12 protein-coding genes are annotated in these 15,280 nt (G+C 40.7%); 8 read left to right on the forward strand and 4 right to left on the reverse strand.

What is annotated here, in order from left to right; translation table 11 throughout:
* The first annotated feature begins 39 nt into the window (after positions 1-39).
* From FTT71_RS08730 to FTT71_RS08745, 4 genes are all read left to right on the forward strand, one after another.
* On the forward strand, positions 40-513 hold the full coding sequence (locus FTT71_RS08730; protein WP_067763644.1) for a hypothetical protein: 474 nt from the start codon (positions 40-42) through the stop codon (positions 511-513).
* A 5-nt stretch (positions 514-518) separates the two neighbouring features.
* Positions 519-1,385 carry a hypothetical protein gene (locus tag FTT71_RS08735; protein ID WP_067763647.1) on the forward strand — a complete coding sequence of 289 codons (867 nt, stop codon included), beginning with the start codon at positions 519-521 and terminating at the stop codon, positions 1,383-1,385.
* A 13-nt stretch (positions 1,386-1,398) separates the two neighbouring features.
* Positions 1,399-1,776 (forward strand): surface-adhesin E family protein, encoded by a 378-nt coding sequence (locus tag FTT71_RS08740; RefSeq protein ID WP_067763650.1) that lies wholly within the window; start codon positions 1,399-1,401, stop codon positions 1,774-1,776.
* Between the two features lie 489 nt (positions 1,777-2,265).
* On the forward strand, positions 2,266-3,792 hold the full coding sequence (locus tag FTT71_RS08745) for a fumarate hydratase (protein WP_168417897.1): 1,527 nt from the start codon (positions 2,266-2,268) through the stop codon (positions 3,790-3,792).
* A gap of 102 nt (positions 3,793-3,894) precedes the next feature.
* Here the strand turns inward: FTT71_RS08745 and FTT71_RS08750 are convergent, their stop codons facing one another.
* The 4 genes from FTT71_RS08750 to tig all read right to left on the reverse strand — a co-directional run bounded on the left by FTT71_RS08750 (position 3,895) and on the right by tig (position 8,272).
* A complete protein-coding gene (locus tag FTT71_RS08750) occupies positions 3,895-4,611 on the reverse strand; it encodes a DUF2846 domain-containing protein (RefSeq protein WP_180158774.1) in 717 nt (238 codons plus the stop codon).
* A 193-nt stretch (positions 4,612-4,804) separates the two neighbouring features.
* Entirely contained in the window at positions 4,805-6,115 is a 1,311-nt protein-coding gene (gene clpX, locus FTT71_RS08755; RefSeq protein WP_180158773.1) for an ATP-dependent protease ATP-binding subunit ClpX, read from the reverse strand.
* Positions 6,116-6,144: 29 nt separating this feature from the next.
* Entirely contained in the window at positions 6,145-6,750 is a 606-nt protein-coding gene (clpP, locus tag FTT71_RS08760) for an ATP-dependent Clp endopeptidase proteolytic subunit ClpP (RefSeq protein WP_004974855.1), read from the reverse strand.
* A 190-nt stretch (positions 6,751-6,940) separates the two neighbouring features.
* A complete protein-coding gene (tig, locus tag FTT71_RS08765; protein ID WP_004974853.1) occupies positions 6,941-8,272 on the reverse strand; it encodes a trigger factor in 1,332 nt (443 codons plus the stop codon).
* Positions 8,273-8,537: 265 nt separating this feature from the next.
* On the opposite strand from tig, the gene FTT71_RS08770 reads away from it, so the two are divergent.
* The 4 genes from FTT71_RS08770 (at position 8,538) to FTT71_RS08785 (ending at position 15,153) form a co-directional block, all read left to right on the forward strand.
* Entirely contained in the window at positions 8,538-10,676 is a 2,139-nt protein-coding gene (locus FTT71_RS08770; RefSeq protein WP_004974851.1) for a TonB-dependent receptor domain-containing protein, read from the forward strand.
* 293 nt (positions 10,677-10,969) lie between these two features.
* Complete coding sequence (locus FTT71_RS08775) at positions 10,970-13,204, forward strand: catecholate siderophore receptor Fiu (protein WP_179988893.1); 2,235 nt, start codon at positions 10,970-10,972, stop codon at positions 13,202-13,204.
* A gap of 159 nt (positions 13,205-13,363) precedes the next feature.
* Positions 13,364-14,047: a Fe2+-dependent dioxygenase gene (locus FTT71_RS08780; protein ID WP_131260574.1), complete on the forward strand. Its 684-nt coding sequence runs from the start codon at positions 13,364-13,366 to the stop codon at positions 14,045-14,047.
* A complete protein-coding gene (locus FTT71_RS08785) occupies positions 14,044-15,153 on the forward strand; it encodes an alpha-hydroxy acid oxidase (RefSeq protein WP_180061133.1) in 1,110 nt (369 codons plus the stop codon). Before FTT71_RS08780 ends, FTT71_RS08785 begins: the two co-directional genes overlap by 4 nt.
* The last annotated feature ends 127 nt before the right edge of the window (positions 15,154-15,280 follow it).

Here is a 15,280-nt window from a genome sequence, read left to right on the forward strand (position 1 = left end):
TAAAATAATTTCTAACTTATTTTTTAGAGGGAATAAAACATGATTCGTCAACTCATGCTACTTGGCTGTTTCACCTTGACTAGCACCTTTACTCAAGCTGGCTGGCTCACCAAAGCCATAGACAAATGGAACTCGTCAAGCGACCTAAATGAAAATATTTTCGTTCAATATCCAACAGTTCAAGAGTATTTTCACGATAAATTTAAAAGTCCACGTCAAATTGCATTGAATAATGTTTCATACAAGGCTGGTGTGGTGATGTATGAACGCGCTCAACAATATTGTGAAAAAGACTTAGGACAACTGGTTCAAATTGAACAACATCCTAAATCTTTATATCCATATCGTGGGGCAGAAATTTTAGATACACCAAACTTACAAAAATATTATGGTTTATTTGAATGTCAAAATATTGCCAACCCTTGGAAAGTCTATTTTGATCATCAAAATCAACGCATTATTCAAAGCCTAACGCCAATCTTGTCTGTCGATGTCAGTTATGTATTTGAGTAATTATCATGAATAAGAAAATTTTAATCTTCACATCAAGTCTGTTGTTACTCACAGGCTGCCAAGTGACAGGCGAACAAAATAATCTTTATCAAAAAGTTTTAAGCTATTCAGGTCAATCTACCAAAAGCGAACCCTTAAATGGCGCACAAAATCGTTTTAGTATTATTGTGCCAAAAAGTAGTGTCAATGAAACCACACGTTTTAAGGGATTGGTGTCAAACCAAAACTACTTCTCTAGTTTAGCGCGTAGTCAATATTTTGATCATATTTGGAAACGTTATTATTCAACTTTAAGATCACTCTCTGATACCACGACAAAGCTTCGTATTTGTAACAGTACTTTTGCTGAAGATCGAAGACAGCCTTCTTCTGTCTCTAACTCATGCAGTGAAGTCACTTTAAAAACCCATGTCAAAGACATTGGTTCAGCCTATCAGATTAATTTTGAGGGTATTAACGTCGACCAGCATCAGCAAAGTTTTGCACTCTCAAAAATTGAGGTTCCCAATGTCTATAGCTCCGTTGGCGTGCTAGATCAAAACCTTTTGAAATCCACCTTCGGATATTATGATCGTATTGAATTTAAGTCGAAACTCAAAACTGAACAATTAGCACAAAAACTTGGGCATCAATTTGGTTCAGTCCAAATCTATAAAGATAATGGTGAAATATATCTTCAAGTCAATTTTGACCATGAATATAGAGTCGATCAAGCTGTCTCACCGATTAACTGCAAAACCAACCCTACAAAGCCAAATGTTGCACCGATAATCAGATGTGATTATGCAATTTTTTCTGCCAAAGGGATTTCAGACTACCGTCAAAATAAAATACAAACAGAAAATTTTATCAAAAAAGTCTTTTTAAATTAGGATGAAAATAAAAATGAAAAAACTACTTCTTATACTAATGAGTATCATCGCGATCCAAAGTGTATATGCTGAAAACTTTAAAACCATGCTGAGAAATAATGGAATTACTTTCCAGATTGATTTAGATAGCATTAAGAAACAAGGGCAATATCACCATGTCGTTGTGGCGCAAAAATTTAATAACACCAAAACAGAAGGCGCTCTCAAATATAATGAATTACGCTCAGATTTCATTTTGGACTGCGCTTCAAACCGTGAATACATTTCACGCTTAAGCCGTTACCAAAATGGCACCATGGTCTGGGAAATGGCCAATCCAGAAAGCTTTAAATTGGAGAAAAATGACTCAGGAATGATTGAATATATTTGTGAAAATGAAATTAAATCTTAAAAATTAATTTTTTGTGATTTTAAATATTCGATTATTTTTATGATCAATACTAAAGACATAAAAAAGAAGATGAAGCTTAGGCTTGATCTTCTTGTTGACCGTAGAACCAAGTAGCTGCGATAAACATAGAAAAACCAATAACTGATGCAACGACTGTAATCATAAAAACATACTCAAGTTTCGATGAGTGCATTATGCGAAAGTTTTATGACAGTTATATGACAATATAAAATTCATTGTAATATTTAATATAAATATAATTTTCAATAACTTAATGATAATTTAAATGAAAAATCAACCTGTAATAAATGAAATATGACAGCGAAGATGACGCTTTTCTTGTCATATATGACAGTTTTTAACATAAATATGACACATAGATGGCCTATTAAACTTTAGACCCAAAACGCTGTATAAACGCCCACAACTTTCTGTTTTTATCTTATAATTTAGTCCGCTAGCTATCCGCCCGCTCAAGAGATTTTTGATATGACAACTATTATCAAGCAAGATGACTTGATCACTTCGATCAAAGACGCGCTTCAGTTTATTTCCTACTATCATCCACAAGACTTCATCCAAGCGATGAGCCGTGCTTATGATCGTGAAGAAAACAAAGCTGCGAAAGATGCGATTGCACAGATCTTAATTAACTCACGTATGTGTGCAGAAGGCCATCGTCCAATCTGTCAAGATACTGGTATCGTAAACGTATTCCTTGAAGTGGGCTTAGACGTTAAATTTGATTTAACCATGAGCTTAGATGATGCAATTAACGAAGGTGTACGTCAGGGTTACCTAGAAAACTCAAACGTGCTTCGTGCATCTGTATTGGCTGATCCTGCATTTGGTCGTAAAAACACCAAAGACAACACCCCAGCAGTCATTCACTACAAACTCGTTCCGGGTAACAAAGTTGATATTACGGTTGCTGCTAAAGGTGGCGGTTCAGAAAACAAATCTAAATTGGCCATGCTAAATCCATCTGACTCAATTGTAGACTGGGTACTTAAAACTGTTCCGACCATGGGTGCAGGCTGGTGTCCACCAGGTATGTTGGGTATTGGTATTGGTGGTACTGCTGAAAAAGCCATGATGCTTGCAAAAGAAGCACTCATGGAAGAAATCAACATGGACGAATTATTGCGTCGTGGCCCACAAAACAAAATGGAAGAACTCCGTATCGAGATCTTCGAGAAAGTAAACGCATTGGGTATTGGCGCACAAGGTTTAGGCGGCTTAACTACCGTTCTTGATATTAAAATCAAAGACTATCCTTGCCACGCTGCGGGCAAACCAGTGGGTATGATTCCAAACTGTGCGGCAACACGTCACGCACACTTCCAGTTAGATGGTTCAGGTGTTGCACACATTCAAGCACCTAAACTGGATGACTACCCAGAAGTGACTTGGGACTCTTCTAAATCTAAACGTGTAGATTTAGACAACATCACTCAAGAAGAAATGAACACTTGGCAGCCGGGCGATACTTTATTATTAAACGGTACGATTTACACAGGTCGTGATGCTGCGCACAAACGCATGGTAGACATGATCAACAATGGTGAAGAATTACCAGTCGACTTAAAAGGCAAGTTCATTTACTACGTTGGCCCAGTTGATCCTGTTGGTGATGAAGTGGTTGGCCCTGCAGGTCCGACAACAGCAACACGTATGGACAAGTTCACACGCCAAGTATTAGAGCACACTGGTTTGTTCGGTATGATTGGTAAGGCGGATCGTGGTCCTGCAGCAATTGAAGCCATCAAAGACCATAAAGCAACTTACCTTATGGCAGTAGGTGGTGCGGCTTATCTTGTATCTAAAGCTGTACGTGAAGCAGAAGTGGTTGCTTTTGAAGACTTAGGTATGGAAGCAATCTACAAGTTCAAAGTTGAAGATATGCCTGTATCTGTTGCGGTAGATGTCAATGGTACATCTATCCACGCGATTGCACCAAAAATCTGGCAAGCTAAAATTGGCAAGATTCCCGTTGTAGATGCTGCAGCAGAATAATATTCCAATTTAGTAATAAGCGAAAAAGCACCCAACATTGGGTGCTTTTTTATGCTTACTGGAAATAAATAAAAGCAATGCATGAGATAAAGATGCAAAACCTTACCACGTTCTCGGATCCCACAATTTAAAGGGTTGGGTTAAATGCACATCTTCTGCAGGGTCATATTTCTCATGCTTAATTTTTTGTGGCTTTTTGCGTAACTTGCCTGTGTGCTGATCTTCCGCAACAAAGTTATAGCTTTCTGTTTTGAGTTGAGTAAATGCGATTTCCTGTTGTGCGGTACTTGTAGGCATTAAAATTAAAGGCCCTGAAACCTCCTTACGTGTGCTCAAGTTTTCTTCGTCATACTTAATAAAATACGACTGCCCTGCTTGTACCTGAAAATCTAAATACTTCGGTTTTTGAAAATGCAATGCCCCCAAAGGCCGACTTACACTTAAACGATACTCACCTGGTGCAAGTTCAATCCAGTAATAATGATTGTGCAATAAACTTGGAATCCGATGCTTATTGATAAACATACTGGCTGCGACAATTTCCTGCCTATTCCACTTAGAGTCAGGGCGATACAAATACACAATGGCCGCATCTTGATGCTGTGCCTGAACAGGTTTAAAATTTTGCCCTAGTTTTTGATTGACCCAACCACCAATGGTCATCATGCCTAAGCGGTGCTGCTCTACAAAACCAGGCTTTTGTTCTAAATCTAAAACTTTTAAGGTACTCGGTGGTTGCGTTTGTTGCACCACGTTTTTTTTGCCATGACATCCCACTAACATTAAACTGGTCACGACCAAGATTGCGACACCACGCATGTCTATCCCTCACTGCGTTTCTTATTTTTGTAAATTAAGTTTTTGCAAATCAAGCTGCAAATTCATTTTGCAATTGTTGTTTTGAATAATAGGCGTCCGCGCCTTGAACTAAGATTAACACCGCCTTGTTTTTTTTGACAATAAAAAACGTGCCGAAACTTAGCGTTTCGGCACGTTTCAGACGAACAGCGAATTAAGCTGTTTTGCTGTCTAATACTTTTAAGTCGACTTTTTCTTCAACTGGCTCTTCAGCTTTGGCTTGACGCTCGACCTGAAATTCAGGCTTCGCACCTTCATCAATCACAGCCTCAGTCACCACCACCGTGCCTACATCGGTACGGCTTGGTAGGTCATACATGGTTTCAAGCAAAGCATTTTCTAAAATAGAACGTAAACCACGTGCGCCTGTATTACGTTCAAGGGCTTTTTTCGCCACTGCACGTAAAGCCGCCTCTTCAAAGACTAAATCGACATTTTCCATCTCGAATAAGTATTGATACTGACGGGTTAGGGCATTTTTTGGTTCAGTCAGAATTTGCAATAATGCATCTTCATCCAGTTCATCTAGTGTTGCAATCACTGGCAAACGACCAATAAATTCTGGAATTAAACCAAACTTCACCAAGTCGGTTGCTTCTACCTGACGGAATAAATCCGACAATTTCTTGCCTTCATCTTTTTTCTTCACGTCTGCAGTAAAACCAATCCCACCTTTTTCCTGACGTTGCTGTACAATTTTCTCTAAACCAGAGAATGCACCACCACAAATAAACAGGATATTTGAGGTATCAATTTGAATGAATTCTTGCTGCGGATGCTTACGTCCACCTTGAGGTGGAATAGATGCGACCGTGCCTTCAATCATTTTAAGCAAGGCTTGCTGAACACCCTCACCTGATACATCACGGGTAATAGATGGATTTTCAGACTTACGCGTGATTTTGTCGATCTCATCGATATAGATAATGCCTTTTTGTGCTTTTTCTACATCGTAATCAGCTTTTTGTAACAGCTTTTGCACAATGTTTTCGACATCTTCACCCACATAACCCGCTTCGGTTAATGTGGTCGCGTCTGCCATTGCAAAAGGAACATCCAATAGGCGCGCCAAAGTCTGTGCAAGTAAGGTTTTACCCGAACCCGTTGGACCTACCAACATGATGTTACTTTTTGAGATTTCGACAGCATCGCCTGCTTTATGCGCCTGATTGCTCACTTTTAGGCGTTTGTAATGGTTATATACTGCAACCGATAAGGTTTTTTTCGCAGTATCTTGACCAATTACATACTGATCAAGCGCAGCACGAATTTCATGTGGTTTTGGCAATGGACGTGTTGCCCAATCACCCGACTCAACTTGTTGACTGGTCTGAACCAAGTCTAAGCATACGTCCACACATTCATTACAGATGTATGCGTCCTCGCCTGCAATCAGCTTCCCGACTTCAGACTGCGTTTTACCGCAAAATGAACAATGTTTTTGTCCCTGAGGATGTTCGGACATAGTCACTCCAATATCTCAATCTTTAAAACTTATGGACGTTTTGTTAAAACTTCATCCACAAGACCGTATTCCTTCGCTGCCTGCGCAGTCATGAAGTTGTCACGGTCGGTATCTCTTGCGACAGTTTCATAGTCCTGACCACTATGTTCTGCCATTAAACGGTTCAAACGCTCTTTAATGAATAGAATTTCACGCGCATGAATTTCAATATCTGATGCCTGACCACGGAAACCACCCAATGGTTGGTGAATCATAACGCGGGCATTCTCAAGACAGTAACGCTTACCTTTTGCGCCTGCATTTAACAGGAATGCACCCATAGATGCTGCTTGTCCCATACAGTAAGTCACAACGTCAGGCTTAATAAATTGCATGGTATCGTAAATTGCCATACCTGCAGTCACTGAACCACCTGGTGAGTTAATGTAAAGGTGAATATCTTTATCTGGGTTCTCAGCTTCTAAAAACAACATCTGCGCCACAATTAAGTTGGCCATATTATCTTCGACTTCACCCGTTAAGAAAATGACACGTTCACGTAAAAGACGTGAATAAATATCAAAAGAACGCTCACCACGAGATGATTGTTCGACCACCATGGGTACTAAAGCATTTTCAATTGTTGGAACATACATAATGGTTATTTATTCCTAAATTCTTGTGACACGACTCATGTTCACAATATGAGGGATAATTGTCTAAATTGCAAAATATTCACGGCTTAAATCGTAGATATTTTGAGTTAAATGCGATCAATCTCTGAAAAACTGAAAACCGCGATGCAATAAAAAAGGCGCACAAAGCGCCTTTTTTACCTAAAGCCTATTAGCCTTGTTGACGAGCTTGCTGCTCTTTCAATAAGTCTTCATAGCTTACAGTTGTATCTGTAACTTTTGCAGAAGCTAAGATGTGATCTACAACCTGGTCTTCTAAAACAACAGCTTCAATTTGTGAACGTTGTTGTTTGTCGTTTTTGAAGTATTCAATCACTTCGCTTGGATCTTCATAAGAAGAAGCCATGTCTTCGATGTAAGCATCTACACGCGCTTGATCTACTTCAAGTTTAGCATTTTCTAATACTTTGCTAACCAATACGCCAAGTTTTACAGATTTTTCAGCTTGTTCTTTGAACAATTCATCTGGAAGCATGCTTGAGTCAAATGCTTTTGCACCTTGCGCACCAAACTGCTGTGTGAATTGCTGAATCATTTGTTGACGTTGACGGTCAATTTCTTGAGCAACCATTGCAGACGGAATTTCAACTTCGTTTGCCGCAACGAGTGCATCAAAAGTTGCACCTTTTACTTGGTTACGTAAACCGTTTTTCACTTCACGTTCCATGTTTTTACGAACGTCAGCTTTTAACTTTTCTACGCCTTCTTCTTCAGAAATACCGAAGATTTGTAGGAATTCAGCATCAATTTCTGGAAGTTTTTGCTTTTCAACCAGCTTCAATGTGATTTTGAATTGTGCTGCTTTACCTGCAAGGTTCGCTGCTTGGTAGTCTTCAGGGAAAGTTACATCAATCACTTTCTCTTCGCCTTTTTTCATGCCCACGATACCATCTTCAAAACCAGGAATCATGCGACCAGAACCAAGTACCAGTTTAAAGTCTTCAGCTTCACCGCCTTCAAACTTCTCGCCATCTACAGTGCCTTCAAAGTCAAAAGTCACTTGCATGTCTTTTTTCGCCATGCCTTTGGTTTCAACCCAAGAAGCACGTTGCTTTTGAAGGTTTTCAAGCATTTGTTCAACATCGCTATCATTTACTTCAGAAGACTTGCGTTCAACTTCCAAACCGTCAAATTTCACTTCAACTTCTGGATAAACTTCAACAGTCGCTTCATATACTAAAGCGTCGTCTTTCATTTCAGTTTTTTCGATGTTTGGCATACCCACAGCATTGATTTTTTCTTGTTGGATTGCTTCAAACACGGTGTCACGAATAATGTCGTTGACCACTTCTTGATAAATACCCGCACCGTATTCACGACGAACAACGTTTAGAGGCACTTTACCTGGACGGAAGCCGTTGATCTTCACAGTTTTGGCAGTGCGTTTCAAGCGAGCTTCAAACTGCTCGTTAATACGGCTCGTCGGTACAGATACATTTAAACGACGGGCAACGCCCGAAACCGCTTCAGAAGTTACTTGCATGGCTTCCTCGATATAGTTAGTAATAACAGTTTATAAAAAAGTGCCACATTATATGACAACATTAAAGGATATACAAAATACGTTCTGATCTCGACTGAATTTTTTTAATCGGCACGCTATTTTCTGTAAATTTTCAACTTTGTGTATATTTCTTGTTGTAAATAAGAATCCTTATCATTATTATTAGCCAACTCCTTCATGAATGATTCTAATTACCATATAGGTCTGAATTAGGATCATTGATTCATATTAGAGATATAATTTTATGGCTAAGTTCAACCTACACCCGCTGTGTCTTGCATTACTTGGGGCAACCTCTACTGCTGTTTTCGCAAATACCTCTACCGATGCGACTTCAACCCACCAACTTTCCACAATTGTGGTTTCAGCGGCAGGTTTTGAACAAGAGCTAAAAAATGCACCCGCATCTATAAGTATAGTCAGTAAAGAAGATATTGAGAAAAAAAATGCGACCAGCATTGCAGACTTACTGGCAGATGTTCCTGGTATCGATATACGTTCTGGTGTCGGTAAAACCTCTGGTCTAAATATAAAAATGCGTGGTCTTGGAAATGATTACAGCTTAATTTTAATTGATGGTCGTCGTCAAACTACCTCTTCAGATGTTACCCCAAATGGTTTTGGAGAAACATCAAACGGATTTTTACCCCCACTGGCTGCAATCGAAAGAATTGAAGTGATTCGTGGACCTATGGCTACTCGCTATGGCTCAGAAGCGATGGGTGGTGTGATCAATATCATTACCAAAAAAGTGTCTGATGAGTGGAATGGGAATGTCACTGTCAGCGGTAATGTCATGGAAAGTAATGCCGAAGCAGACTCATGGAAAACCAGTTTTGTCGTCAATGGACCACTGATCAATGACCGTTTAGGTTTGCAACTACGTGGCAGCTATTTAGACCGTCAACGTTCAGAGCGTATTCAGGGTTCAACAGGTCGTGACCCACGCCCAAGCAAAGCTGATAATTATGATATCGGTGCAAAATTAGACTTTAAACTTGATGATCAAAACTCTTTTTGGATCGATGGTTTTTCATCAACTCAAAAATATGACAATTCAGATCAACGTTTGGGTAACTTCATTTCTCGTGGCGGTATTGCAGGATATGAAGATGAACTTGAGTTTAATCGTATTCAAATTGCTGCAGGTCATGATGGACAATATAACTTCGGTTTGTGGAAAACTTATATCAGTCAGAATACAACTGAGACTAAAGGACGCACCATTCCAACGGATGCATTTCCAGCACTTGCAGGACAACCCCGCAAATTAGAAAATACTGATTTAGTCTTTGACTCACATTTAGTCACTCCAATTGCGAACCACAAACTCACTATTGGCACCGAATATAAAGACACTACTATTGCAGATGATATCGCAGGCATTGGTAAAGAATTTACTCAAGATACTTGGTCACTGTATGCTGAAGATGAATGGCAATTAAGAGATAACCTTTATTTTACCTTTGGTGGACGCTTTGAGGATCACAGTGGTTTTGGTGGACAGTTTAGCCCGCGCGCATATTTAGTATGGAATACAACTGATGACTTAACGATTAAAGGAGGCGTCAGCACAGGCTATAAAACTCCATCAGCCAAAGATTTGTATAACGGTATCAATGGTTATAGTGGACAAGGTGCAACACCAAGTCTCGGAAATCCTGATCTAGATCCAGAAACTTCAGTCAACTATGAACTTGGTTTTAATTATCAACCGACTGATGCTTTAAATTTAACGGCAACAGCATTCTTCAACCAAGTTGAAGATAAAATTATTTCTAAAACATTTAGCTGTCAAACCAATAACTGTTCTAACTTCAGCAACAAAGTTACCTCTTTTAGTAAAAGCTTTAATGCTGATGAAGCAGAAATTTACGGATTAGAAACTTCATTGCAGTACCAAATTATCCCAGAATGGGATATCAAAGCCTCCTACACCTTTACAGAATCAGAAATCACCAAAGGTGATGATAAAGGGTATGCTTTAGAATCAACTGCTAAACATTTACTTAACTTGACTTCAACTTGGCATATTAATGATGCATTTGATATTTGGTTACAACATGAGTACCAATCTGGTCGCCCTCGCTTTACTGCCAAACCAACAGATGCCGGCTCACAAAGCATTGAAGTACAAACAAATAATGAGTTCTCTGGGTATAACCTCTTTAACTTAGGCACAAGCTATCAATTTAACGATCACATTCGTATTAATGCTGCGGTAAACAACTTACTAGATAAAGACTTTACCCAAAATATGGATTACATCGATATCAATGGTGATACACAACAGGCATATAAATATCTATCTATCGGACGCAGTTCTGAAGGTACATATTTAGCAGGTCGTAACTACTGGCTCTCTGTTTCTTATGACTTCTAAGTCTTAAAACTTCATCTCAAACCCTGCTTCGGCAGGGTTTTCTGTCTTTACTCCCAAGCCTTTCACGTTCACATCGTTTTATTAAATAAAAATATTGATAATGATTATTATTTTCAAATAAGAATTAGAAAAAAGTGCCGTTCCGCACATTGTTGTTGATAATGATTCTCAATACAATTAGCAACAATTGTTATAGACGTCATAACAACAACTTCACACTTTATTCATTTTGAACTAAAAACGCTGAATAAAGCGTGGCCTCCTGTTGGTTTACATTTAGGGAAATACCATAAATGGCACAGATCAAAAGCCGCAAACACAATCGCTCTGCGCAACTGATGGCTTTAGCCGCCTCTCTTCCACTACTTGCACATGCCGCAAGCCCTGAAGATGACGTCACCCACTTACCCACCATTACGGTTAAATCAGAAGCCGAAAGCAAATACAAGGCAGACCGTTTAAGTTCTGCAAAATATACACAGCCGTTGTTGGATACCCCACAAACAATTTCTGTGATTAAAAAAGAAATGCTACAAGAACAAGGCGCAACGTCCTTAGTTGAAGCCTTACGCAATACACCAGGCATTACTCTACAATTGGGAGAAAATGGCAATACTAGTGCTGGCGATGCCTTTCAAATGCGTGGTTTTTCCACCCAAACCTCGACCTATGTTGATGGTGTCCGAGATTTAGGCGCAATCAGCCGTGATGTATTTAACATTGATCAAATTGAAGTTGTCAAAGGCCCATCGGGTTCAGAAGCGGGTCGTGGTGCAGCATCGGGTTATATCAATTTAGTCAGCAAATTACCGCAAAGTGAAAGCAGTCAGGAAATTTCTGCAACTTACAACACAGCACAACATACAAGACTTTCTGCAGATATTAACCAGGCCATCAATCCAAATACCGCATTTCGTCTAAATGTAATGGGGCAAGAAGGCGGCATAGAAGGACGTGACTATATTGAAAACAATAGTTATGCCATCGCCCCTTCTATTGCCTTTGGATTAAACACTGCCACACGCCTTTATTTATATTCTCAACACATCAGACAACGCAATATTCCAGATGGTGGCATTCCAACTGTGGGCATGCAAGGCTTTTACAATACCGATTCACTGTTAGCCACTGCGCCTAAAGTTAATCGGGAGAATTTTTATGGTCATGTCAATGACTATGAAGATGTCGATGCTGATATGTTCACCGCAAAAATTGAAAGTGATTTAACCGATCAACTCAAACTGACCAATATCACCCGTGTAGCGAAAACCCACATGAATCGGGTTTTAACAGGCATCAATACAGGTGCAAATGGTCTTCGAACCAATGGTTCATCAAACCCTGCCGAATGGGAAGTGAACCGCTCCCGCCAAGGCGTCGATCAAGAAAATAAAATTCTGGCCAATCAAAGCACTTTAAACTGGAGTGTCAAAACGGGGGCAGTACAGCATGATGTTGTTGCAGGCATGGAGTTTTTAAAAGAACAGCAATCTAGCAAACTCATGGCAACCCAGATGCCTGGCGAAGCCACTGCCGATACACCGTGGGCCAATCTTTATCACCCAGACCGCAATCAAGCCATGCCAGCGCTTATTTATAATGGCGGTTATACCGATGGTGAAACCCAAACGGCAGCCGCATATTTATTTGATACTCTAAAATTTGGGGAGCGTTTTCAACTGAATGGTGGCGTACGGGTCGATTATTATGAAACAGATTATCAAGGGCTTACTCTGCCACGTGGGGGAAATGCTTTGGTGGCCACAGATCTGAGCACCCACGATACGCTGTTCAGTTGGAAACTTGGCGCTGTGTATAAGCCTACGTTAAATAGCAGCATTTACGCTGCGTATGCAAAATCGCTGACTCCGCCCGGCAGCGCCAACTTTAGCCTGTCTGAATCGGGCAATGACGCAATCAATGCCAAGCCTCAAGAAACCCATCATTATGAAGTAGGCAGCAAATGGGAGTTACTACAAGGCAAGCTGGCTTTGGCTGCTGCAGCGTATCGTACAGAAAATGAAAATCAATCGACTATAGATCCAATTTCTCAGCTTGCTGTACAAGAGGGTAAAAAACGGGTCGATGGCATTGAGTTGAGTGCCGTTGGTCAAATGACCGAAAACTGGAATTTGTCTGCAGGCGTTGCGCACATGAAAGTGAAACAACTCAATCAACGTTCAACGAGTGCCACAACCTTATCGGAACGTTGGTCGCCTGAATGGACTGCAAGTTTATGGTCAACCTACGACTGGGCGGGCTTTAAATTAGGTTTGGGCGCGCGTTATGTCGATGAACAAAAACGTGTTGTGACTGACAGCAACGCACCAGCCAACATGCCAAATATTCCAGGCTATGTCGTGTTTGATGCATTGGCAGGCTACAACTTCAACAAAAATGCCTCGTTAAATTTAAACCTTTATAACCTTGCCGATAAAGAATACATCAGCACGCTAAACAATGGTGGTGGTCGCGTCGTGCTTGGGCAGCCACGCTCGGCAGCAATCAGCTTAAACTACAAGTTCTAAGTTATAGCAAATCTGTAGTAGCCCGCTTAAAACAGGCTACAGATTTAGATTCGAGCGATAGATTATTTTTCATACCATCTATTGCTCGAACTTTGCATGCCGAACAACGCTGTAGAATGTTCAGCAGTTTGAATTCAAACTTTTTCAGGAAGAATCGGTATGATGCTTCACATTCCAGAGGTCCTCAGCAAAATTCAAGTCCAACGAATTCGTGCTGAATTGGACACCGCAGATGCATGGCAAAATGGTCAACTCAGTGCAGGGGCTCAAGCACAGAAAATTAAACAGAATTTGCAGTTTGACCTGCAACATCCGAGCTGTGCAACACTGTCACAAGACATCCTCAGCGCACTGAAACAGCAGACTTTAATACAGTCGTTCGCGCTCCCTTTGCATATCCTCCAGCCGATGTTCAATTGTTATCAAAACACAGCAGCCTATGGCAATCATGTTGATAATGCCGTGCAATATTGCGCACAGGTACAACGTCCGATTCGCACAGATGTGTCCATGACCCTGTTTTTAAGTGAGCCTGAAGAATATCAGGGCGGTGAACTGATTATTGAAGACAATTACGGTAGTCATGAAGTCAAACTCAGTGCAGGTGATGCCATCGTGTACCCTGCTACCAGTTTACATCGGGTCGAACCTGTTACAGCAGGTCAACGAATTGCAGCGTTTACATGGTGTCAAAGTATGGTAAAAGATGACTGGCAACGCAGTATGCTGTTCAATTTAGATATGACTATTTTGCAATTGCGTCAACAACTTGGAGATACAGCAGAAGTATTGGCACTAACCGCACATTATCACAATCTGATTCGTCAATGGAGTCAGTTATGAATACCACGCCATTGGCAGCTTTGAATCACATCCCGCCACATTTACACACCATTGCCGACTATCAAAAACAGGCGCAATTACATTTAGATGCAGCCACTTGGGCCAATTTAGAAGGCGCTGCAGGCGATGAATATAGTCTGAACAACAATTTACGTGCGTTTGCCGATATTCAATTATTGCCCCGTCATTTAAATACTTTTGCAGGGGCAAATACGCAAATTCAGCTCTTGGGCGAACAGTATCCACACCCAATTTTTTTAGCACCCGTGGCTTACCAACAACTGTTTCATCCACAGGGGGAAATTGCTACAGCGCAAGCGGCAGCCGCCCTACAAGCCCCCATGATTCTCAGTCATTTAAGTACCACTTCAATGAGCACACTGAATCAGGTTTCGGGCGCGGCAAAATGGTTTCAACTGTATTGGCAAGGCAGTCGTAAAGCTGCTTTGGATTTGATTTTTCAAGCGCAACACTATGCCTATCAAGCCATTGTACTCACGGTTGATGCACCGCACATGGGCATTCGAGATCGGGAACGTCGCGCTGCTTTTCAATTGCCTGCACATATTCGGGCGGTATATCAATCATCTGTAAATACCACTCCGCTTAAGGAAAATCAGCACCCTCTTTTTGATGGATTGATGCAGCAGGCTGCCACATGGGAAGATATTGCTTGGTTGCTACAACACAGTCCACTGCCTATTTTACTCAAAGGTATTTTACATCCTGCCGATGCGCAGCAGGCATATCAGTACGGAGCACACGGTATTATTGTGTCTAATCATGGTGGCCGAATTTTAGATACCGCGGTCAGCCCAATTCAAATTTTAGGCACGATGCGAAAAATTTTATCGCACGATTTCCCAATTTTATTAGACAGTGGGATTCGTCGTGGCACAGATATTTTTAAAGCACTGGCCTTGGGAGCAAGTGCGGTTTTGGTCGGTCGTCCGTATATTTATGGCTTGGCAGTTGCAGGCGCGCTAGGGGCAGCGCATAGCATTAAGCTATTAAAAGAAGAATTTGAGGTCACAATGGCACTTATGGGAACAAGCTGCATCGAACAAATCAACAGCGGTTATATTTATCACCAAAACAGCCAATAGCAGAAAAATATTTCACAGCACATGCAGTATATGTAAAAAACAGGGAATTATTACGCTTGCAGATCGATTAACATACAGATATTGGTTTACAAGTGCCATGATTCTACTTTTAGCGATAGCCTCCTGA

It is taken from the genome of Acinetobacter sp. YH01004 (genome assembly GCF_013420455.1).
Taxonomy (GTDB): Bacteria; Pseudomonadota; Gammaproteobacteria; order Pseudomonadales; family Moraxellaceae; genus Acinetobacter; species Acinetobacter towneri.